The following is a 23051-nucleotide window of genomic DNA, read 5'->3' as shown; positions in this document are numbered from 1 at the left end:
AAGCGAATGCGCCCGGCCCGCGGATCGGGCCGGACGCCATGGCAAGGCTATCCGATCACAGATGCGCGGTCAGCGAGAAGCCGATCGTCCGCCCCAATATGTCGTAGGTGTCGGGGAAGGTGTTGAAGACACCGCCGGTCGACACGCGCGGCGGGGTCTTGTCGAACAGATTGTAGACGCCCGCGCTCATCGTCACGACATCGGTGAAGTCGTACGATGCCGACAGGTCGAAGATATCCTGCGCCGGAAGCGTCTCGGTCGACCCGACCGTGCTCGACCGGACCTTGCCGATACGCTGCCAGTCGAACTGGATCACGCCCTTGTCGAGCAGCCAGCCGAGCCCGGCGGTGTGGCGATAGTCCGGCTGGACCAGCGTCGTGCCGTCGCTCGAACAGGTCGCGCCGAACGTGCCCTTGCACTGCACCGCCGACACGGTCGGGTTCGCCTGGATCAGATAGGAGGTGACGATGTTGCCCTGATAGCTCGCGCGGACACCCTTGCCCGGCAGCCAGTCCGCCCGCAGCGTATAGGCCGCCGAGATGTCGAAGCCGCGTTGCAGCAGACGGCCCAGATTCTGGTTGTTGACGAAGGCATCGGCGAAGGTGCCGTTCGCGTTGCGCGTGACCAGTGCGCACAGCGGATTGCCCGCGGTCGGATTGGTGATGTAGCAGCTCGTGATCGCCGCGATCGGCTGGATCACGCCGACCGCCCCGCGCAGGTCGAGGTTATAATAGTCGACCGTCAGGTTCAGGCTCGGCAGGAAGGTCGGCGTGAACACCACGCCCGCCGTTGTCGTATAGCCGGTCTCCGGCTTGATGTCGGGATTGCCGCCATAATAATAATTGCCGGTCAGATAGCCGGGGGCGCTGGAATTGGCGGAGCCTACCGCCGGGGCACCGAACCGCGCGCATTGCGCCGCATTGCCGGTGCCGATCACGCACGGGTCGCCGCCATAGCGCGGCTTCAGACGATCGACCGTGACCAGGCTGTTGAGCGGCAGCGAGGAAGTGCTGGCGGCGAACTCGCCGAAATTGGGCGTCCGCAACACGCGCTGATAGGTGCCGCGCAGCCGCAGGTTGCGGTCGACTTCCCAATTGCCCTCGACCTTCCACGTGCCGTGCGTGCCGAACAGGTTATAGTCCGACAGACGATAGGCCCCGCCCACGTCCAGCTTGCGGATCAGTGGCGTGTCGTGGATCAGCGGGACAAGGACTTCGCCATACAGCTCGATGACGTCGAACGCCCCGCGATAGGCGGCCTGCACGCCCTGGCGATAGGTGTTGCCGGACAGCAGCGCGCTATCCTGATTGATGCTCGCCGTTTCACGCCGATACTCGACGCCGGCTGCGAAACCGATGGGACCTGCGGGCAGGGAGAACAGATCGGCCAGCGTACCGCTGAGCGTCCCCGCCGTGACGAACTGGTCGCGCTTGCGGATGAAGCCGTCGATCGTGCTCCCCAGCGCGGCGGCGAGGCCGGGCCGGTTGGGGCCGAAGATGTTCACCGTATTGACGATCGACGCGAAATTGTTCGCCCCGGCCGCGTTGGCGACGAGGCCGTCGCCCGAGATCAGGGACGATTCGGTCGAGCGGCCATATTGCGCATAGACGTTCCACCGCACCGCATCGGTCAACGGTCCGCGCAGGCCGGTCTGAACCTGCAAGGTGTTGCGCTCGGTCGCATAGGTGATCAGGCCCAGCTCGGCCAGCGAACGCGACACGTTCACCTGCGCGGTGCCGTTCACGAAGGTCAACTGGTTGCGGATCGCGTCGGTCAGAAACGGATTGGTCGCACTGATCGCGACGGTGCGGTTGACCGAGGCGGGCGCTGCGCCCGGGGTGCCCGTCTCCTCGGTCCGGGCATTGGTATACATGGCCCGGCCATAGAGTTCGACCTGCGGCGTGATCTCGTATTTGTACAGCGCCGCCACATTGATGCGCTTGAGCGGTGAGATCAGCGGATAGCTGGCCGAAATGTTGGATGTAGCGGACGGACTGGTCGTGAACGCGCCATCGTCGGTGAAGCCGAAGCGGCGCCCGCTCGCGACATCGGTAAAGACGCCACCGAGGCTTGGGATCGTCTGGTTGGGCGTCGCGGCCCAGTCGCGCTGTCCGGCGCGGACCCCATCCCGCTGCGTATAGTCCGCCGCGATCACTAGGTTGCCACGATCACCGATGCCCGTGCCGAGCATCAGCGAGCCGCCATATTGCGCGCCGCCCTGGACCGACAACCGGCTGGTCGCGGTGCCGCGAATGCCCTCATATTCGTCGTTGAGGATGAAGTTCACGACGCCAGCGACCGCATCCGCGCCGTAAACCGCCGCCGCGCCGCCGGTCAGCACGTCGACACGCTTGATGAGCGAGGCAGGAATCGCATTGACGTCGACCGAGTTGCGGAAGCTGAACGGCGCCGCACGGGTGCCGTCGATCAGCACCAGCGAGCGGCTTTGGCCGAAGTTGCGCAGTTCAAGCACCTGGGCGCCGAACGCATCGCTGCCCTGCGAGCCCTGACGCACGCCGCCCGACAATTGCGGAATGGCGGTGGAGAAATCCTCGATCGTCAGGGCGGAACGAAGCTTGATCTGCTCCTCGCTGGTCGAGGCGACCGGGCTGCTGGAGGTCAAGCCCGGAACGGGAATGCGCGTGCCCGTTACCACCACCTCGTCGCCGGTCGTCGAAGCGTCCTGGGGCGCGGGAGCAGCGGGCGTCGCCGGGCCAGTCTGCGCCAGCGCGGCTCCGGGTGCCTGTATCAGGGCGACGGCCAGTGCGGCTGCGGCTACGCTCTGTCGGTATGACGTCATGATCATCGAAGTCCCTCCCTGATATGCCCCAACCCGGTCCGCCTATCGTGGAACATGTCGCGCGACGGGCCGGAAAACCCGCGCCGATCATGCATACCTGTCACCAACATGTAAAGATGTGGTATTATCATTTGGTATTGCTCGAGGGATACCATAGCTGCCCGCCCGTCAGCGGTGCGGCGACGCCGGTCGTGCCCGGGAAGGTCAGCGGCAGGCCATGCAGGCTGCGTGCGGCGAGGAACGCCATCGCCTCGGCCTCGACGAAATCGCTGCGCAGGCCGATTTCGTCCGCCGTCCGGCATATCCCCAGTCGATCGCTCAGCGCCGCCATCAGCACCGGATTATGGCCACCGCCCCCGCATATGATCCAGCATTCGGGCGGGGCGGGCAGCATGCAGGCCGCCAGGGCCACAGCCTCAGCCGTGAAAGCCGTCAGTGTCGCGGCGGCGTCTTCCAGCGAACAGGCCGCCGCCCAGTCGAGCGGAAAGTCGTAGCGATCGAGCGATTTTGCCCCCTCCCCACGGAAATAGTCGTGCGCCAGGAGCCGGGCCAGTATCTCCGTATCGACGCTGCCCGCCGCGGCGAACCGGCCGCCATCGTCATAACGGCCCGCGCCACGCGCCTGGACGACCTGATCGATCAGACCGTTGCCCGGCCCCGTATCGAACGCGATCAGCGTGCCGTCCGCACCGATCCAGGTCAGGTTCGCCACACCGCCGACGTTGAGGAACGCGACCGGTCGCGTGAGCCCGAGATAGTCGGCGAGCGCGGCGTGATAGACCGGCACCAGCGGAGCCCCCTGCCCGCCGGCGCGCAAATCGTCCTGCCGCATCTGCGCCACCACCGGCACGCCCAGGGCATTCGCCAGCATCCGGGGATCGCCGATCTGGACGGACAAGCCACGCTCCGGTCGATGGAGCAACGTCTGGCCGTGAAAGCCGACCAATGCCGGGCGGCACCCGGCTTCCGCGATGACCCGTTCACCCGCCTCGACATGCAGCCGCACGATGAGGTCGGATGCGGCATCGAACGACGACGGCACCGCGCCATGGCCGTTCCACGCCAGCGCATCGCGGGTCGCCTGCTCGATGGTCGTGCGTTCGGCACTCGTGAACGGGATCATCGCCGTAGGACCGAACGCTTCGATCCGCTCGCCATCGGTTTCGATCATCGCGACGTCGACGCCGTCGAGCGACGTCCCGCTCATATAGCCCATCACCAGCATCAGCGAGACGGGTCCCAGGTGCAGACGATCAGGCTGGCATCGTCGTGCCGCTTCACACGGACATGACGCAGCAGCGAATCCGGCTCGCTCTCGATATCGCGCAATCGTGCAAGCCAAGCGGCCCCGTTCTCCGGCGTGGCGATCGTCAGCAGATCGGCGGGCGTCACTATTCCGAACAACTCGATGAGCCGCAGGAACCCGTCACTGGCGATGGCGAAGCGCTGACCGGGCCGGAGCGGCACCGTCGTCTGCCAGACATGGTCCGCAGCGGCGGGCTCGGTGCCGAGCACCCAATAGCCGCCCTCACGATTTTTGAGACGGCGATTGTCGCTCAGGCCCGGCAACAGGCGAAGCTTCAAGGCATCATTATCGATCAGAGGATCTTCCTCGCGGATCGCCTTGACCGTAGCAAGGGTCCGCGCCTCGACCGCATCGAGCGCATAGGTGCCGAACAATCGTGCGGTCCCCGTATCGTCCACCGTCGCCACGCGACAGTCGGCGAGCGCGGTGATCTCGGCGACGTCGCCCTGCCGGCGGATCATGGCAAAGGCCGCCGAGGGATGCTCATGCGTGCCGCCGGCGGCGCGAAGCTGGGCATCCTCCAGCGCGGCGGCGCAGCGCGTCATGACCAGGCGCAATATCTCGATCGTGGATCGATCCGGATCTTCCGCCAGGGCGTCGGCGATCAGCCGGTTGGCGGTATGCGCGAACCAGGCCGCGTCACTTGGGGCGTCCAGCAGAGATGGACCGACGCCCGTAGCCCCGTCGATCACCCAGGCCGCGTCGCCATAATGGCCGATCGCATCCTCGTTCACCATGCTCCCGCCATCGGAGAGCGCGACATCGATCCTCAGCATTCCATGCTCCCGATCCGATCTTCATGCGATGGGACATCCTACGCCGATGCTCACCCACATGCAAACCAATAGCATGCCACTTGCGTCGTTCTGCATAGTGGTATTTACTCGGGTTATGACGTCCCCTCGGCTCACCATGACCGACACCGCACCGCTGCTCGCCCGGCTGCGCGCGACGGTCGGTCGCCGCCACGTCCTGACTGCGGCGCGTGCCACGGCCCGGTTCCGCAAAGGCTATCGCACCGGCGGGGGACCGGCCATCGCCGTGGTGCGACCGGGCAGTCTGGTCGAGATGTGGCGCGTCGCACAGGCCTGCGTCGCCGCCGATGTCTCGATCCTCCTGCAAGCGTCGAACACCGGGCTGACTGGTGGCTCCACGCCAGACGGCGATGATTATCCGGGCGGCCTCGTCATCATCAGCACCACGCGATTGTCGCGGCTTACCGTGATCCGAGAGGGCGAGCAGGTGGTGTGCCTGCCCGGCGCGACCCTGTACGAACTCGAACAGGCCCTGCGACCTTATGGACGAGAGCCGCATTCGGTGATCGGGTCATCCTGTTTCGGGGCGTCGGTCGTCGGCGGCATCTGCAACAATTCGGGCGGTTCGCTGGTCCGGCGCGGGCCCGCCTATACCCAGTTGGCCCTGTTCGCCGCGGTCGAGCCCGATGGCCGCCTGACCCTGGTCAATCATCTGGGCATCGCGCTAGGCGACGAGCCGGAGACGATCCTGTCCCGCCTCGATCGCGGCGAGTTCAGCGACGCCGATATCGAGGATGCGGGCGATCGATGGGCGCACGATCACCGCTATGCCGAGCATGTCCGCGCGATCGACAGCGATGTGCCCGCCCGCTTCAACGCCGACCCACGCTGTCTGTTCGAGGCGGCGGGAAGTGCGGGCAAGCTGATCGTCTTCGCGGTGCGCCTGGACACCTTCGCGCGCGAAGAGGGCACCGCCACCTTCTATATCGGCACCAATGAACCCGACCGCCTGACCGATCTGCGGCGGACGATGTTGCGCGATTTCGACAGGCTGCCGATCGCGGGCGAATATATGCACCGCACCGCTTTCGACGTGGCGGATCGTTATGGCCGCGACACCTTCTTCGCGATCGAGCGGCTGGGGACCGACCGGCTGCCTGCGCTTTTCGCCGCCAAGGCCCGCTTCGATGCCGTGGCCGATCACATGTCCCGGGGGTTGAGCGACCGCCTGCTGCAAGCGGCGGGGCGGTTCATACCGGATCGCCTGCCCGCCTGGATGCGGACCTATCGCGATCGCTTCGCGCATCACCTGATGCTGAAGGTGTCGGGCGACCAGATCGACCAGACCCGCGCCCTGCTCGCCCGGCTGTTTCCCGGCGACGACGCGGGCGACCATGTCCAATGTAGCGCGGCGGACAGCGCCAAGGCGTTCCTCCACCGGTTCGTCGCGGCGGGTGCGGCGGTCCGCTACCGCGCAGTGCGCGCCGACGCCGTCGCCGATATCGTCGCGCTCGACGTCGCGCTGCCCCGCAATGCCGAGACATGGACCGAGACATTGCCGCCCGCGCTCGACGCCCAAGTCATTCACGCGCTCTATTACGGTCATTTCTTCTGCCACGTCTTCCATCAGGACTATATCGTCCGAAAAGGCACCGACCCCGTGGCGTTCGAGCATGCGCTATGGACATTGCTCGACGCGCGCGGGGCGCAATATCCGGCCGAGCATAACGTCGGCCATCTCTATGTGGCACCGCCCGCGCTGGCCGAATTCTACCGCCGGATCGATCCGCGAAACCAGCTCAATCCCGGCATCGGCCAGACGCCCCGTGCGCGCCACTGGAGCGACGCATCGGACGGTCCGGCTTGAGAGCCCGTCGCGCCCGGGGCCATGGCCAGCATTTATGGTCGTCCGCCATGGTGGAATGGGTGGCCGTCCGTCGGCATGCTATGGCGAAGCGATGGAGCGCATGAAGTTTCGAGCCGCGCGAACCCGCCGCGCCCGCATCGTCCCGCTTCTCGCTTGGCTCGCCGTCTGGGCCGAGCCCGCGTTCGCAGCACCAGCCGCCTGCCCGGTCCTGAGCGCCCCGCTCTCACGCGCCGACGACACGCGCTTCGCCCGGATCGACGCGGCGGTACGCGGCGGCGTCGGCACGCTCTATCCCGGCGCGGTGCTGCTCGTGACCGATCGCGGGCGCATCGTCCATCGCGCGGCCTTCGGCCATGCCCAGACGCTGACCACGGCTCCGGACGGCACGCTGCACACGCTCGCCACGCCGCGAGCGATGACCGTCGATACCCTCTTCGACATGGCCTCCGTGACCAAGATCGAGGCCACGACCGCAGCGATCCTGCATCTCGTGGGCACCGGCCGCCTGTCCCTCGACGACCGGCTGGGCGCGCTGCTGCCCGCGTTCCGAGGGACCGACAAGGCGGACATCACGATCCGTCAGTTGCTGACCCATCGTGCGGGCCTTTGGGAATGGCAGCCGACCTGGCTCCACCGCGACGCCTCGGGCGAGACACTGCCCTATCTGGCGGCCTTGCCGCTCCGCTATCCGGTGGGCTCGCGCTTCGCCTATTCGGACCTTGGCTTCATGCTGCTGGGGGCGGTCGTCGAACGGGTCGCGGGCATGAAGCTGGACCGCTATGTCGGCGAGAAACTCTATCGCCCGCTCGGCATGACCGATACCGGCTTCCTCCCGTCATCGACCTTGCGCCGACGTGCCGCCGCGACATCGCAGGGTGACGCGTATCAGCGGCGCATGGCGGAGACCGGCAAACCCTATCCCGCCGCGTCCTTCCCTCCTTCCCGGCCCTTTGTCGGATATCGAAACCATGTGCTGGTCGGCGAGGCGAACGATGCCAATGCGGCACTCGGCTGGCGCGGTGTGGCGGGGCATGCCGGGCTGTTCTCGACCGCGACCGATCTTGCCCGCTATGCGCAGGCGCTGTTGAACGGGGGCTGCTATGGCCGTTGGCGGCTCGCACCCGCGCCGACGGTCGCCGCGTTCGAGCAGACGCCGTTCGACGCCGATCAGGCGCTGGGCTTCCACAAGACGCAGCTCGCCGGGATTGCCGCAACCTTTTACGGCCATTCGGGCTTTACCGGCACCTGGTTCGCCTTTTCCCCACAACTAGACATGACCGTCGTGCTGCTCACCAACCGGGTCCATCGGCCGGACGGCGAGCCCTACCCCGCGCTCGACACCCTGCGCGAGACGGTGCTGCGGGAGGCGGTGGCGACGGTGCTCGACAATCGCAACAAGGAGAAGACATGGCGCTGAACCTGGGCGTGATCGAAGGCTTTTTCGGCAAGCCGTGGAGTTGGGCGGACCGTACCACGGTGCTCCGCACGCTGGCGGGCGCGGGCTATCGTTTCTATCATTACGGGCCCAAGGCCGACCCGTTCCTGCGCCGCCGCTGGCGCGAGCCGCATGCGCCGGAACAGTTCGCCCCGCTGGCCGCCTTCGCCGCCGAGTGCAGGAGACTGGGCGTGCGCTTCGGCGTGGCGCTGACCCCGGCGGGCAGCACGCACCCTTTCAACGAGGAATCCCGTGCGGCGCTGACGCGGAAGCTGCGGCAGCTCGACGCGTTGGGCATCGACGACCTCGCCATCCTGTTCGACGACCTTCCCGCCGACCTGCCCGATCTGGCGCGGAGTCAGGCCGAACTGGTCGACTTCTGCGCGAACAACAGCCGCGCGACCCAAATCTTCTTCTGCCCGAGCTTCTATTCGGACGATCCGATCCTGGAACGCGCCTGGGGCAAGCGGCCGCCGGACTATCTGCATCAACTGGGCCGCTATCTCGATCGTAAGGTGCGCGTCTATTGGACGGGCGAGGAAGTGGTCTCGCGGGAGATCGGGGTCGCGCATCTGGAACGGGTACAGCACGAACTCGGGCGCAAGGTGTGCCTGTGGGACAATTATCCGGTCAATGACGGCGTGCGCATGTCGCAATATCTCCACCTGCGCGCCTTTACCGGCCGCCCGGCCGCGATCCGTCATCATGTCAGCGGTCATGCGATCAACCCCGCCTCGCAACCGCTCCTGTCCTGCATCCCCGCGCTGACGCTCGCCGCCAGCTACCGGGAGGGCGAACGCTACGCCTATGGCCAGGCTTTTCTGGCGGCGGCGACCAAGGTGCTGGGCGCCGATTTCGCAAGTATATTGCACCGCGACATCCTGCCGCTTCAGGATACCGGCCTCGACAATCTCGGGCCGCGTTTTGCCGAGCTGCGCGAGCGCTATGGGGCGATCGATCATCCGGCGGCACGTGAGATCACCGACTGGCTGGACGGTCGCTTTCGCACGACGCTGGAAGAAGTGCAGACGCAGTAGAGGCAAGGATCGGACATGACGCAGTTCTTTCTCGGCGTGGATGCGGGCGGCAGCAATTGCCGTTGCCGCCTGGTCGACGGCACCGGCCGGGTGCTGGGCACCGCCCAAGCGGGCCCGGCCAATGCCGGACTGGGGCTGGACGCGCTCTATGCGACGCTGCGCCAGGTGACCCAGGACGCGGTCCGCGCGGCGGGGCTGGACGCGGCGCAGGTCGCGATCGTCCGGGCCGCCATGGGCATTGCGGGCATCTCGCGGCCGGGTGTGCGGGCGGCGCTGGAGGGCTTCGCCTTTCCCTTCGCATCGACGGTGTTCGACACCGATGCCGTCATCGCCAATCTGGGGGCCCATGGCGGCGGCGACGGGGCGATATTGATCATCGGCACCGGCAGCATCGCACAGGTGCGCGTGGGCGGGCAGAGCTTCCGGATCGGCGGCTATGGCTTTCCCATTTCGGACGAGGGCAGCGGCGCGGCCTTGGGCCTCAGCGCGATGCGCCATGCGCTACGGGCGCTGGACGGGCGGACGCGCGCGACGCCGCTCAGCACCGCCGTCACCGAGCGGTTCGGCCATGATACGGCCCGCGCCATCGCCTGGATGGATCAGGCGACCCCGCGCGACTATGGCAGCTTCGCACCGCTGGTGATGGACTATGCCGAAGCGGACGATGCGATCGCCCGCTCGATCGTCGAGGATGCCGCAGGCCATATCGAACGGTTCATCGAGACGATCTACGAACGCGGCGCCCCGCGCTGCGCGCTCCTCGGCGGCCTGTCGGCGAAGATGCGCCCCTGGTTGCGCGCACGGACCGTCGCCCGGCTCAGCGAACCGCTGGGCGATGCGTTGAGCGGGGCGCTTTATCTGGCGGGCCTGCCCGCCCGGACAATGGAGACTTTGCCATGATCGCGCGTCGACGCTTCCTCGCCGCCACCGGGCTCGCCGCGCTCGGGCCGGTCGCCGCACCGCTAGTGAAGGCGTTACCCGCGCCGCCGCCCGCCCCGGCCCTGCTCGCGTCCAACGCGCTCGCGCTGTTGCGGGGCTGACCGACCGCCGCTCAGTTCGCGGCGGCGATCGCCACCAGCGCCGCGTCGATTGCAGCGGTCGCGCTCGCGTCGTCGGCCATGTCGTTGGCATAGGCGGCGAAGGTCAGCGTCCGCCCGCTCGCCGCGATTATCGTCCCGGCCAGCGCATTGGCCGCGTTGAGCGTGCCGGTCTTCGCCATCAGTCGCCCAGCCAGCGGGGTGCCGACGAACCGCCGCGCCAGCGTGCCGTCGGTGGCGGCAACGGGAAAGGTCGCCCGCCATGCCGCCCCCCAGGGCTGGGTCTCCGCCCAGCGCAGCAACGCCACCGTCGCGCGCGGGGTGACCCGATTATAGTTGGACATGCCCGCGCCATCGGCAAAGTCATAGGTCGTGCGGGCAACGCCAGCACGGGCCAGCACCGCGTCGACGACCGCATGCCCATCGGCGACCGACCCGCTCGGCCCCAGTCGCCGCAGCAGAAGTTCGGCGTGGAGATTCTGGCTCGTCTTGTTGGTCTCGCGCAGATCCTCGGCCAGTGGCAGTGGCGTCAGGCCGGCCAGCACCGGCACGGGCGCAACGGCCGCAACGGGGCCGCCTCCGCGTCGTACGGGATCGTCCGCATCCGTCAACGGTCGGTGCCGCACGGTGATCCGCCCCGACACCGTCACGCCCGCCGCTCGCAGCAGTTGCGCGAACCGCCAAGCCGCCCGGTGCGCCGGATCATCGACCGCCAATCTCAGGACGACTGGCGCCGTCCCGAGGGCGAGACTGCCGGTCATGCGCACAAGGTCGCTGCCCGGCATGCGCTCGATCGAGAGCGTCCGCGCCCCGCCCGCCGCGCCCGTCGTCGCGGCATTGTCGATCCGGTAATAGCCATCGCCGACGACCCGTGGCGGCGCGCCGGACGCGGTGGGTGTCACGGTCAGCGTCACGACATTGTCGTCCAGCGTCAGCGCCGAGATGCCGGTGCCATAGGCGCCGCTCATATTGTTCCAGCTCATCCCCTGCGGCCAGCGTTCGTCGGGGAATGCAGTGTCGTCGCCGACCACATCGCCCACGGCCCGCGTGCGGCGCGCGACGGCTGTCGCCAACTCCGCCAGGCAATCGACACGGCAATCGGGCGCGGAGGACAGGCGGGCATCGCCATGCCCCGCGAGGATCACCGTCGGGGTTCCCTGCCCCTCCAGCCGAACCGTCGCCCCGCCCGGCGCATCAGGCGTCGCCACGTTCAGCGTCGCGAAGGCGGCGGCGGTGGTGAACAGCTTGGTGTTGGACGCGGGCACGAAGCGTTCGTCCGGGCGCAGCGCAACGATCTCCTGCCCCTCGGGATCGACCACCACCAGCCCTATACGCGTGCCCGGCGGCGCCTTCGCCAGCGCCTCCGTCACTGCGGGCGGCAGCGGCGCCTCGACCGGCGCACTCGCCAGCAACAGCGGCAATAACAGACCTCCCATCATCGGCGCTCGATCTCTTCGCTTAACAGGGCCAGGAACTCGGCCGCCAGTTTCGAGGGCGGGCGATCGAGCAGGTGGATGGCATGGACGTCGAAGGTGATTGACGGGCGAAGCGGCCGCATCGCCAGCCCCGGCGTCATCGACGCCGCAGCGGTGAAATTGTCGACGATCGCCAGCCCCACCCCTGCACGGACCAGGGCGGCGGCGATGTAGAAGGTCCGCGCCACCACGATCTCGTCCAGCACCAGATCGTGCCGGTCGATCTCCTCGGACAGCAGCTTGCCGATCGGGCCGCTGCCCTTGAGCGATATCAGCGGCCGCCCGACCAGTTGCGACAATTCCAGCCGGGGTGGCGCGTCGGGCATGTCGCGTTCGCGGTAGAGGACGACCATCTCGCCCTCGCCCAGCCAGTCATGGGTAAGCGCCACGCCGCGCGGCGGCTCGCTGGCGATGGCGATGTCGCTTTCGCGTTCGTAGAGTTTGCGCAGCAGATCGTCGTGATGCACCGTCTGCAAGTCGAAGCGGACATCCGGCCGCCGGGCCAGGAACCGCGACACCGCGTCCGGCAGCACCCCCAGGCCCAGACTGGGCAGGGCCGAGATGCGCAGCGTCGTCCCCGCACCCATGCGCAGGTTGCGTCCCGCCTCGCGCAACGCGCGCACCCGCTCCTGGATATTGGCCACATCGGCGAACAGCGCATGGGCATCCTCGGTCGGCAGCAGTCGCCCGTTCGAGCGCTGGAACAACTCGAACCCCAGCAGGCTCTCGGCATGGCGGAGCGTCTTGGACACCGAGGGTTGCGACACGTTGAGGGCGCGGGCGGCGGCGGAGACCGAGCCGTTGACGTACACCGCGTGAAAAATCTCGATATGGCGAAGGTTCATCGATGCAGCCTAGCGCCCCCGCCCCTATTCCACCACCGACCCGCGAAAGCGCGCCGTATCCAGCTCCCCCTCGCCTCGCGCGACCAGCGTGGCGACCGCGAGATTGGCCGAGGCGGAGGGCACGGTGCGCGTCATGTCGAGCAATCGGTCGAACGGCAGGACCAGCCCCACGACCAGCGCGGTCTGCTCCGCGCCCACACCGACCGCCGACAGCATCGCCGCCAGCATGAACAGCGAGGCGGAGGGGACCGGCGCCGTGCCGAACGCGGCCAGCGCGCCGGTCAGCAACATGGTGACGAGCATGGTCGCGTCGGGCACGATGCCCAGCGCCTGCAACGCGAATTGGCCGAGCAGTCCGACATACATGGCGGTGCCGTCCTTGCCGATCGACGCGCCCAGCGGCAGTACGGTCGAGGCGACGCCGCGCGACACGCCCAGGTTATCCTGCGCCACCCGCAACGCGACCGGCAGCGTCGCCGAGGACGAGGCGGTCGAAAAGGCGACCACCAGCGCATCGACGATCCCCCGGAAGAAGCGCGCCACCGGCAGTCGCGCGATCAGCCCGACCAGCGCGGCATGAACCACCAGCATCTGCACCAGCGACGCGAGCACGACCGCCAGCGCCAGCCACCCGACATGCACGAACACCGCCGCGCCGTTCACCGCCACCGCCTGGGCGATCAGCGCACATACCCCGAACGGCGTCACCTCCATCACGGCGCGCACAATATGCAGCAGGACCGAGGACAGACCCTGGAGCAGTGCGACGACCGGCCGCCCCGCCTCACCCGCCATCACGCTGCCGGTGCCGAGCAGCACCGCGACGAAGATGATCGCCAGCATGTCGCCGCGCGCCAGCGCCTCGACGATGTTGGTCGGCACGATCGACAGCAATTGGTCGGCGGGCGTCACCGGGGGGCCGAGCGAATGAGGGACCACGCCCGCGAGCGGCATCGCCACGCCGGGGCGCAAGCCCAGTCCCATCGCCATGCCGATCGACACCGCGACCAGCGTGGTCGCGGCGAACAGCCCCACGGTGCGCAGGCCGATCGACCCCAGCCGTCGCGGATCGCCCAAGGTCGCGATTCCGCCTGCAATGGTGACCAGCACCACCGGCACCACCAGCATCTTGATGAGCCGGACGAAGATCTCACCGACCAGCCGGATCGCCCCGGCCGCCTCGGGCCGGAACAGTCCCAGCGCGACGCCGAGCAGCAATCCGCCGACCACCCGCTGCCACAGCGGAATGGCGAACCAGCCCCGGATCAGGCGCAAGCGGGCGTTCCCCAGAAACCGGGTTGGGGCGGGCTCAGAATGCCGTCGTCATCGCGCACGCCGCCGGGGCGATCGGTCGCCAGCCAGAGCGGGCCATCGAGATCGACGAAGTCCGCGCCCCCCGCGACCAGCATCGCGGGCGCGATTCCCAGCGACGAACACACCATGCACCCCACCATCACGCCGAACCCCCGCGCCCTCGCCTCCGTGGCCAGCGCCCATGCTTCGGTCAAGCCGCCGGTCTTGTCGAGCTTGACGTTGACATGGCTGTAGCGCCCGGCCAGCCGATCGAGGTCGGCGCGGGTGTGCAACGCCTCGTCGGCGCAGATCGGGATCGCGCCCGCCAGCTCGGCCAGCCCCTCATCCTCACCGGCGGGCACCGGCTGTTCGAGCAGGTCGACACGCTGGGCCAACAGCATGGGCAGCCGGTCGGCGATGTCCCCCACCTGCCAGCTTTCATTGGGATCGACGATCAGGCGCGGCGTGGGCGCGACGGCGCGCACCGCCGCGATCTGATCGGCCGCCCCCTCGCGATCGACCTTGATCTTGAGCAGCGGCACCCGCGCCACGCCACGGGCGACCTGGGCCATCGCCAGCGGCGTATCGATCCCGATGGTGATCGCCGACGCCAGCGCGGCCACGGGCGGGACACCCGCCAGCGTGGCGACGCTCTTACCCGCCAGCCGCGCCTCCAGGTCCCATAGGGCGCAATCCACCGCGTTGCGCGCGGCCCCCGCCGGCATCGCCCCGGCGATGTCCGCACGCGTCGCGCCGTCCTCGATCAGGGCGCGTACGGCCTCGATGGCCGCGATCGCGCCATCGATCGTCTCGCCATAGCGGGGATAGGGCACGCCCTCGCCCCATCCTTGCGCATCGCCCTGGCGGATCGTCACCGTCACCACATCGGCGGCCGTCTTTACGCCGCGCGCGATGCGGAACGGCGCCCTTAGCGGGAAAGCGTCGTGACGAACGGTGAGGATGCGTCGCATGACGTCTCCAGCAAGAGGTCGATGATCGGCTCGGCACCGAAGCGATAGGGATCGGTACAGGGCAGGCCCAGCGCATCCTCGGTCTCGGCACAGAGACGCCGGGCGGCCGCCTCGTCCAGCTTGGCGGTGTTCAGCGCCACCCCGACGGCGCGGACCTCCGGGCTGGTCAGCCGGGCGACGCGCAGATTGGCCTCCAGGCACTCGGCCAGCCCCGGCATCGAGAAATGCGGCAGCCCGCGCATGTGCGGGCGCAGCGGATCGTGACACATCACCAGCGCGGTCGGCTGCGCCCCGTGAAGCAGGCCCGTCGAAACGCCCGCAAAGGCGGGGTGGAACAGCGACCCCTGCCCCTCGATCAAGTCCCAGCCCCCATCCGTGCGGGCCGGGGCCAGCGTCTCGATCGCGCCTGCAATGAAGTCGGCCACCACCGCATCGAGCGGCACGCCCTCGCCAGCGATCAGGATGCCCGTCTGGCCGGTCGCCCGGAAGTCGGCGACGACACCCCGCGCGCGCAGCGCATCGCGCAGGCAGAGCGTGGCGTACATCTTGCCGACCGAACAGTCGGTGCCGACGGTCAGCAACCGGTTGCCCGTCCGCCTGCGGCCGTTGCCGACCGGCAGCGTCTCAGGCGCGTCGCGCACGTCGAACAGGGTGACGCCCGCCTCCTCCGCCGCCGCGACCAGTATGGGCACGTCGCGCAGCCGCTGATGCAGCCCACAGGCGATGTTGAGCCCGGCGCGGATCGCGGCCAGCGCGTCGCCGATCATCCAGTCGGGGAAACGCCCGCCCGGATTGGCGATGCCCAGCACCAGCGTCCGTGCCCCCGCTGCGCGCCCGGCAGCGGCATCCATCCGGGGCAGGCCGAGCGTGAACGGACAGTCGTCGTGCCGCCACTCGCCCACGCAATCGTCGCGGCGAAAGGCGGCCAGACCGCGCGATGTCTTGAGACCGATCTCGTCATCGGAATGGCCGAGATAGAGGAGATAGGGAGCGGGAATGGTCATGATGCGAACATGATAGAAGCAACTCCCTATGCGCCGCCAATCGCGCTCGCATCGCCGCCTATAACGTCCGGCTATTGGCCGCAGCCGCCGGGCCGGGGCCGCAGCAGCGCCCGGCCCGCCGCAACGCCCGTCGCCGCTCCGTCGGACACCGCTCGCCGCCCGTTGACGAACAGCGCGCTCACCCCGACGCTCGGCACCCGCGGATGCATATAATCGGCACGCGGCGCATATGTCCTAGGATCCAGCACCACGACATCGGCATAATAGCCGGGCCGCAGATAACCACGCTGCGCGATGCGGTACATGTCGGCGGTCGCGCCGGTCGACCGGCGGATGAGTTGCGACAAGGTGATCACCTTCCGCTCGACGACATAGGTGCGATAGAGCTGGGGGAAGGTCGCATATTGGCGCGGATGGCCGTCCGATCCGTCCGACGAGGTCACCACCCAGGGCTGTTTCATGATCAGGTCGACGTCGCGATCCACCATGTTGAAGCTGGCCACGTCGCTGCCCGCTGGGCCGGTGCCCGCCGCATTGGGCACACGCAGGATACGGATCGCCGCGTCGATCGGCGAGAGCCCCCACTGCACGGCCATCGCCGCAAGCGTCTTGCCGCTCCAGGGCTGCCCCTGCGCGGTCAGCAGCAGCGAGTCCGCCCCGCCCCGCCGACGCAGATTCTCCGCCATCTCGGTCTTCAGCCGCGCGAGCGCGACCGGATCGTCGAACCGCGCGAGCAGCCGGGCATAGCCACCGTCCATCGCCCATCCCGGCACCAGCGCGGCATCCACGCTCGATCCCGAGGCGAGCCAGGGATATTGATCGGCGGTGACGGCCTGGCCGGTGCGGCGGGCCGCCTCGATCGTGGCGATCAGCGCGGGCGCCTGGCCCTGCACATCGACGCCCAGCGCCTTCAGATGGGCGAAATGGACCGGCGTGCCCGCGATGCGCCCGATCTCGATCGCTTCCCGGGTCGAGGCGAGGAGGCCGATCGAATAATGGGCCTCGTCGCGCTGATGCGTGTCGTACAGGCCGCCACGCTTGCCCGCCTCGCTCGCGACCGCCGCCACTTCGTCGGTTTTGGCGAAGCTTTGCGGCGGATAGAACAGGCCGGTGGACAGGCCATAGGCGCCCTCGCACATCGCGCGGGCGGCAAGACGCTTTTCCTCCGCCAGTTCGGCGGGCGTGGGCGCGCGGGCGTCCTGCCCCAGCACATGCTCGCGGATCGCGCCGAAGCCGACGAACGGCACCACGTTGGTGCCGATCCCGCTCGCCTCCAGCGCCTTCGAATCCTTCGCCACCTCGAATGGGCCATAGCCGTCGACGCCGATCACCACGGTCGAGACGCCCTGCGCCAACCAGGAAAGATTGAGCCGCGCCTTGGGATCGGCGGAGCGGATATAGCTGTCCGGATGGGTATGCGCGTCGATCAGGCCCGGCGCGACGATCTTCCCCCGCGCATCGACCACCGTACCGGCCCGCGTGCCCCGCGTACGCCCGACATAGACGATGCGATCACCCGCCAACTCGACATCGCCGATGAAGGGCGGCGTCTCGGCCCCCGTATAGATGGTGCCGCCCCGGATCACGACATCGACGCGCGGCGCGGTCGACGCCGTGGCGACGCACCAGACCAGGGCCATCAGGGCAAGGCGCTTCATGAAATGCTCCTTTCGGGTTGCAGACGGGTGATACTGGTCGCGGCGGCATCGACCGCGGCTCGGCTGAACGGCATGGGCTGCATCGTGCCGGTGCTCCACGGTCCGACCTGGTCCCGCCGGTGCGGCGAGCGCGGATCGTTCGACTGGCCCGGCAGGTTGAGCATCAGCGAACGATCCCAATCGCCGACGTCGATCACCTCCAGATAGCTCGCCCCACCGCCGACCCGCCAGTCCGGCCCGTCGCCCAGCCAGCGCGCCATCACCGTAAAGCCGTCGCCGCCCGAGCCCCCTACCTCGATCGCCGGAAAGGCCGCCGCGATTGCCGGAATCCTCGCAAGCGGATGGGTGATGCGGACCCGGTGCAGCGCATCCCACCGCCAGCCTGCCGGATCGGGCCCCAGCAGTTTGGCCGCTTCCGTCCAGCCGATAGCGAGCGACTGGTCGATCAGGTCGGGCCGGTCGGCGGCGACACGCAACAGTTCGGGGGGCTCGATCGCGGGGATCAGGTCGCGTGCGCTTTCCGGGACCAGGGCGGTGACCATCCGCGCGTTCAGTTCGCGCAACACCACCTCGTACAGTGCCGCCGCAGCGCTCGGCCCGTCGATCCGTGCATCCCAGCGCGACAGCATCGCGACCGCCGCCTTGGCGCCGGGCGAGGGCCGGTGCGGCAGCATCGCCTGGAAGCGCCGGGCGAGCGACGATAGCGTATCATGCTGTAGCGCCACGCTGTCGGCGATGCTGTGCCGCGTCTGTTTCGACAGTATCTCGGCGATGCGGTCATAGCGGGCGGGATCGCGGAACGAGAAGGCCGGGCTCCGTTCGACCGGCCAGCCGGGCGGCAGGTTGTTCTGGTTGGCGGAGGCGAACCAGCCCTTGGCGGGATCGAACTCGCCGGGCAAGGCGCGGAAATCGCGCATCCCGACCCAGTCATAACGGCCATCGCCCGGCACCGGCAGCAGCCCCTTGCCGCGCTTGCGCTCCGGCCAGAAGCCGATGGCCTGCCATGCATGATGCCCGCGCACATCGGCATAATGGAAATTGGTGGGCGACGGATGCAGCTTGAACGCCTCGCGCAACCCCGCCCAGTCCTGGGCGAGGTTGATCGCCACCATGGAGAATGCCCCCGATCCGCCCGGCTGCATCCCGACCGAGGCGATCGCGGTCGCACGCGAACGGGCCGGATCGTGCGACACCACCGGCCCCTGCACCGAATAACGGAGCACGGCGCGATACGGCGGCGCATCCTTCACGGGAATCTCGACCACCTGCCGCTCGAACCGTTTCCAGCCGCCGTCATGGCGGTAGCGCTCCGGGTCGTCCGGGTGGAGGTCCAGCACGAACAGGTCTTCCTGGTCGATGTGGAAATTGGTGCGGCCGAAGGCGAAGTGGTCGGTATGCCCCTGCATGATGCCCGCCAGCCCAGGCGCTCCGCCACCGATCACGTCGAGGCCGGGTGCGGTGAGATGCGCGACATGGCGCGGTCCGAACCCGCCGATGCCCAGATGGGGATCATTGGCCAGGATCGGACGACCGGTGGCGGTGCGGCGGCCCGCCACCGTCCAGGCGTTCGACCCGGCATTGGTGGCGCTCAACATCTCGTCACGGTCGCGGGTCTTCGTCCCCGGCCCGAACGGCAAGGGCCCCAACTGCAACACGCCCATATCCGCCTCGCTGACCTGCGCCGGGTCCAGCCCCTCCGGCACGGTCATGGCGATCGCGGGGCGCAAAGGTGCCACCAGCCGGTCGAGATCGAGCCGCCCCATCGCCGCCAGCATGGCGCGGCGGATCTCGTCATCGACATTGCCGACCGAGCCACTGCGCGCCAGCACCAGATCGCGCAGTTCCCAGCGTAGCGGCATCACGCCCAGGATGCGATATTCCAGCGGCAACAGGGTCGGATCGCGCTCGACCTCGGCGATCCGGGCATTGATCCCCGCGACATAGCCGCGCACGCAGTCCAGCACCGGCGACGGCACATGCGCCAGTTCGGCCTCGAGGTCGCCGCGATAATGGAACAGCCGCGCCTTGGCGTCGTGCGCCGCGAACGCCGCGCCGAACACCTCGGCCATTCGCCCCATTTCCCGGCGATGGGCGAAGTCGATCTGGAACAGCCGGTCGCGCGCGACGACATAGCCCTGACCGAAAAAGGCATCCGCCTTGGTCAGCGCGCGGATATGCGGAACGCCCCAGCGATCGTCGACGATCTCGATCGGCCGCGACAGTCCGGGGATCGTCGCACGGGCGGTCGGCGTGATCGCCTGGGCGATCCCGCGCCACGGTGCGAGCACGCCCAACGCCGTGGCGCCGAGCAGGAATGTACGGCGAGAGACCATGGTTTCTCCTTCTCGAACCACCACATGGCGCGCCCCCGCAATGTCGATGGCGTCCAGGCCGACGGGGCGGCCGGTCCCGAAGCATAGGGCGGCGAAACAGACCTGCAATGCGACCATAATCCAAGGCTATGGCCCACCCAACGATCGGTAGCCGGTCGACCCTTGACCTGGGTTACGTCTCGCCTGCACCATCCCGGATGCACGGATCAGCGATAAGACCATGACCGTCCGCAGGGAGATCACGCTCCGAAGATCGTGAATATGGGGAATTGCAGATGACCGACGGATCTTGGCGCCGGCTGATCAGGGCCGGCACGGGCCTGACAGCCTTGTCGATGGCGCTCGCCGCCCCCGCCATGGCCCAGACGACGCCCGCCGCCGATATGACCCCGCCTCCACCGGCGACGGGCGGCACGGACATCGACCCGGACGACGTCACCGTCACCGGCACGCGGATCATCCGCGACGGATTCCAGTCGCCGACGCCGCTGACCGTGGCGACGCAGGAGGACATCCTCAACACCTCCCCGACCAACAACATCGCCGACTTCGTCAACCAGCTGCCCGCGCTGGCGGGCTCCACCCGCCCCTCCAATTCGCGCCTGGCGATCAGTTCGGGTCTGGCGGGCATCAACGCGCTCAACCTGCGCGGGCTGGGCGAAATCCGCACGCTGGTGCTGCTCGACGGGCGGCGGACGGTTTCGTCGAGCGTCACCGGGCTGGTCGACGTCAACACCTTCCCCCAGGCGCTGGTGAAGAGCGTCGAGATCGTCACCGGCGGTGCCTCCGCCGCCTATGGATCGGACGCGGTCGCCGGGGTCGTCAACTTCGTGCTCGACAAGAAGTATCGGGGCATCAAGATCCTGGCCGACAACGGCATCACCGAACGGGGCGACGGGGCCAATTACTCGTTCAGCGCCGCCGTCGGCACCGCCTTCGGCAGCGACGATCGCGGGCACCTGCTGCTGAGCGGCGAATGGGCGCATCGCGACGGCATCTTCCGGGTCGATCGCGACTGGAACGCGCGCGGCGTCGTCCGCATCACCAATCCCAACTACACCAACACCAATGGCCAGCCGCAATATCTGATCCGCCAGCCGGTCGGCGTCGCCAACACCACGCCCGGCGGCATCATCCTGAATTCCAGCGGCGGCGTCGCGAACCGGCTGCGCGGCATCTATTTCGGGCAGGGCGGCGCGGCGAGCCAGTTCCAATATGGCGCGCTCAGCTTCCCCGCGCCGGGCGGATCGACCGCCCCCTCGCTGACCCAGGGTGGCGACTGGCGCGTCAACGACCAGGGCCGCAATATCGGCCTGGACGCGGACGACGACCGCCGGGGTGCGTTCGGCCGGTTGAGCTACGAGGTCGCGACCGGCGTGACGCTGTTCGCCGAGGCATCCTATAACTGGCAAAAGACGCTGTTCAACGCCGGGCCGCAATCGACGACCGGCATCACGCTGACGGCGGCCAACCCGTATCTTCAAGCCGCGCTCGCCAATGCGGTGTCCGCCGGGCTCATCACCCCGGCGGAGCGCTCCGCCGTCACTTCGGTCACGGTCGGCAGCACCGCCGTCGACCTGCCCTATCGCAAGAACAACAGCAGTCGTGACGTGCAACGCTATGCGATTGGCGGCGAGGGCGAGTTCCAGGCGTTCGGCCACAAGGCCTTCTGGAACGTCTATGGCCAATATGGCGAGACGAACGCGCATGAGCAGCTGCGCGACATCATGAACACCGCCAACATGGCCAATGCCACCGACGCGGTCGCGGCGCCCGCGGGCAATGCACTGGGGGTGGCGGCGGGCACGATCGTGTGCCGATCCTCTCTCACCGCGCCGACCAATGGCTGCGTGCCGCTCAACCGGCTGGGCATCGGCGTCGCCAATGCGGCGGCGATCGACTATGTGCTGGGCGATCCTTACCGCGACCAGACACTGAAGCAGACGGTCGCCGGGGCCAATCTGTCGATGACCCCCTTCGCCACCTGGGCGGGTGACGTCAGCGTCGCGGTGGGCGGCGAATATCGCCGCGAGTCGGTGTCCGGCTTCGTGCCCAGCCAGTTCCAGACCGGCTGGTCCGTCGGCAATTTCCTGCCCACCTTCGGCAGCTATCACGTCAAGGAAGCCTATCTCGAAACGGCGGTTCCGCTGGGCCTGGGCCTGGAGTTCAACGGGGCGGTTCGGGGGACCGACTATTCCACCTCGGGCTATGTCACCACATGGAAGGTCGGCGCGACCTGGCAGCCGATCCCGGACATCCGCTTCCGCGCCACCCGCTCGCGCGACATCCGCGCGCCCAATCTCAGCGAGCTCTACGCATCCGGCACGTCGCGGACCAACACGCTGACCGATCCGGCGACCGGGCGAACGACCGTCACCTTCCGCGAAATCACCACCGGCAACCCCAATCTGCGCCCCGAAAAGGCCGATTCGATCTCCATCGGCGTCGTGCTCCAGCCACGCTTCCTGCCCGGCTTCTCCGCATCGGTCGACGGCTTCGACATCAAGCTGAAGGACGCGATCGGGCAGTTCTTCGCCCAGGACATCATCAATCGCTGCTATGAGGGGCGCAGGGACTTCTGCGCCGCCTATGGCCCCGATCCGACGGGCGACCGCGAGCTGTTCTTCCGCGCCAGCCCGTTCAACTTCGCCCGCCAATGGGTGCGCGGCATCGACTTCGACGCCAGTTACCGGGTGCCGCTCAGCGAAATCTTCGATCGAGCCTCCGGTGCGGTGACGCTCCACGGCCTGGCGACGCGCTACATCCACAACATCACCGACAGCGGCGTGCCCAATGTGGTGCCGATCGACATCGTCGGCCAGTTGAGCGGCACCAGCCCGCCCGAATGGATCTATCGCTTCAACCTGGGCTATGAAAACGACCGCTTCTCGGTCACCGGCACGGCGCGCGGGGTGAGCAGCGGCACCTATGGCAACAATTACATCGTCTGCGACGGCAATTGCCCGACCGGACGGCCCGCCGCGACCGTGTCGCAGTTCCCGACGATCGACAACAACTCCATCTCGGGCGTGATGTATCTCGACCTGAACCTGACCGCCAAGATCGCGACCCGTGGCGGCGGCCGGGCCGAGGTGTTCCTGAACGTCACCAACCTGCTGGATCGCGATCCCATCCTGCTGCCGGAAACCGGGCTTGCGGCCAACAGCACCTATTCGGACCTGCTCGGCCGGGCCTTCCGGGTCGGCGTCCGGTTCCAGACACGCTGAAGCGGTGC

General features: G+C 68.2%; 16 protein-coding genes. 6 read left to right on the top strand and 10 right to left on the bottom strand.

Going from position 1 to position 23051, the window contains the following annotated elements; translation table 11 throughout:
* Nucleotides 1–55: 55 nt before the first annotated feature.
* The 3 genes from OXQ33_RS02615 to OXQ33_RS02605 form a co-directional block, all read right to left on the bottom strand.
* Nucleotides 56–2806, bottom strand: a complete 2751-nt coding sequence (locus tag OXQ33_RS02615; protein WP_267433120.1) for a TonB-dependent receptor — start codon at nucleotides 2804–2806, stop codon at nucleotides 56–58.
* 121 nt (nucleotides 2807–2927) lie between these two features.
* Nucleotides 2928–4025 (bottom strand): anhydro-N-acetylmuramic acid kinase, encoded by a 1098-nt coding sequence (locus OXQ33_RS02610; protein ID WP_267433118.1) that lies wholly within the window; start codon nucleotides 4023–4025, stop codon nucleotides 2928–2930.
* A complete protein-coding gene (locus tag OXQ33_RS02605) occupies nucleotides 4025–4882 on the bottom strand; it encodes a protein phosphatase 2C domain-containing protein (protein WP_267433117.1) in 858 nt (285 codons plus the stop codon). The genes OXQ33_RS02610 and OXQ33_RS02605 overlap by 1 nt, the downstream gene beginning before the upstream one ends.
* A 136-nt stretch (nucleotides 4883–5018) precedes the next feature.
* On the opposite strand from OXQ33_RS02605, the gene dld reads away from it, so the two are divergent.
* The 5 genes from dld (at nucleotide 5019) to OXQ33_RS02580 (ending at nucleotide 10240) form a co-directional block, all read left to right on the top strand.
* Nucleotides 5019–6728, top strand: coding sequence for a D-lactate dehydrogenase (gene dld, locus OXQ33_RS02600; RefSeq protein WP_267433116.1), 1710 nt, complete (start codon nucleotides 5019–5021; stop codon nucleotides 6726–6728).
* A gap of 100 nt (nucleotides 6729–6828) precedes the next feature.
* Nucleotides 6829–8145 (top strand): serine hydrolase, encoded by a 1317-nt coding sequence (locus tag OXQ33_RS02595; RefSeq protein ID WP_267433115.1) that lies wholly within the window; start codon nucleotides 6829–6831, stop codon nucleotides 8143–8145.
* Nucleotides 8136–9200 (top strand): beta-N-acetylglucosaminidase domain-containing protein, encoded by a 1065-nt coding sequence (locus tag OXQ33_RS02590; protein WP_267433113.1) that lies wholly within the window; start codon nucleotides 8136–8138, stop codon nucleotides 9198–9200. Before OXQ33_RS02595 ends, OXQ33_RS02590 begins: the two co-directional genes overlap by 10 nt.
* A gap of 15 nt (nucleotides 9201–9215) precedes the next feature.
* The gene (locus tag OXQ33_RS02585; protein WP_267433111.1) at nucleotides 9216–10100 is read left to right on the top strand and encodes a BadF/BadG/BcrA/BcrD ATPase family protein; all 885 of its coding nucleotides are present in this window, start codon (nucleotides 9216–9218) and stop codon (nucleotides 10098–10100) included.
* On the top strand, nucleotides 10097–10240 hold the full coding sequence (locus OXQ33_RS02580; RefSeq protein WP_267433109.1) for a hypothetical protein: 144 nt from the start codon (nucleotides 10097–10099) through the stop codon (nucleotides 10238–10240). Before OXQ33_RS02585 ends, OXQ33_RS02580 begins: the two co-directional genes overlap by 4 nt.
* Nucleotides 10241–10251: 11 nt before the next feature.
* Here the strand turns inward: OXQ33_RS02580 and dacB are convergent, their stop codons facing one another.
* The 7 genes from dacB to OXQ33_RS02545 form a co-directional block, all read right to left on the bottom strand.
* Nucleotides 10252–11676 (bottom strand): D-alanyl-D-alanine carboxypeptidase/D-alanyl-D-alanine-endopeptidase, encoded by a 1425-nt coding sequence (gene dacB / locus OXQ33_RS02575; RefSeq protein WP_267433107.1) that lies wholly within the window; start codon nucleotides 11674–11676, stop codon nucleotides 10252–10254.
* The gene (locus OXQ33_RS02570) at nucleotides 11673–12557 is read right to left on the bottom strand and encodes a LysR substrate-binding domain-containing protein (RefSeq protein WP_267433105.1); all 885 of its coding nucleotides are present in this window, start codon (nucleotides 12555–12557) and stop codon (nucleotides 11673–11675) included. The genes dacB and OXQ33_RS02570 overlap by 4 nt, the downstream gene beginning before the upstream one ends.
* A gap of 24 nt (nucleotides 12558–12581) precedes the next feature.
* A complete protein-coding gene (locus tag OXQ33_RS02565) occupies nucleotides 12582–13832 on the bottom strand; it encodes a dicarboxylate/amino acid:cation symporter (protein ID WP_267433103.1) in 1251 nt (416 codons plus the stop codon).
* Entirely contained in the window at nucleotides 13823–14821 is a 999-nt protein-coding gene (gene dgcA / locus OXQ33_RS02560) for an N-acetyl-D-Glu racemase DgcA (protein ID WP_267433101.1), read from the bottom strand. Before dgcA ends, OXQ33_RS02565 begins: the two co-directional genes overlap by 10 nt.
* Nucleotides 14779–15825, bottom strand: a complete 1047-nt coding sequence (gene dgcN, locus OXQ33_RS02555) for an N-acetyltransferase DgcN (protein WP_267433099.1) — start codon at nucleotides 15823–15825, stop codon at nucleotides 14779–14781. The genes dgcA and dgcN overlap by 43 nt, the downstream gene beginning before the upstream one ends.
* Before the next feature lie 71 nt (nucleotides 15826–15896).
* Nucleotides 15897–17483: an amidohydrolase family protein gene (locus OXQ33_RS02550; RefSeq protein WP_267433098.1), complete on the bottom strand. Its 1587-nt coding sequence runs from the start codon at nucleotides 17481–17483 to the stop codon at nucleotides 15897–15899.
* Entirely contained in the window at nucleotides 17480–19816 is a 2337-nt protein-coding gene (locus tag OXQ33_RS02545) for a penicillin acylase family protein (RefSeq protein WP_267433097.1), read from the bottom strand. Before OXQ33_RS02545 ends, OXQ33_RS02550 begins: the two co-directional genes overlap by 4 nt.
* Before the next feature lie 275 nt (nucleotides 19817–20091).
* Here OXQ33_RS02545 and OXQ33_RS02540 point away from each other — a divergent pair, with 275 nt between their 5' ends.
* Entirely contained in the window at nucleotides 20092–23043 is a 2952-nt protein-coding gene (locus OXQ33_RS02540) for a TonB-dependent receptor (protein ID WP_267433096.1), read from the top strand.
* Nucleotides 23044–23051: the final 8 nt, after the last annotated feature.

The sequence above is a fragment of the Sphingomonas sp. GM_Shp_1 genome (assembly GCF_026540895.1).
Taxonomy (GTDB): Bacteria; Pseudomonadota; Alphaproteobacteria; order Sphingomonadales; family Sphingomonadaceae; genus Sphingomonas.
This window is presented reverse-complemented; position numbering and strand designations above follow the sequence as displayed.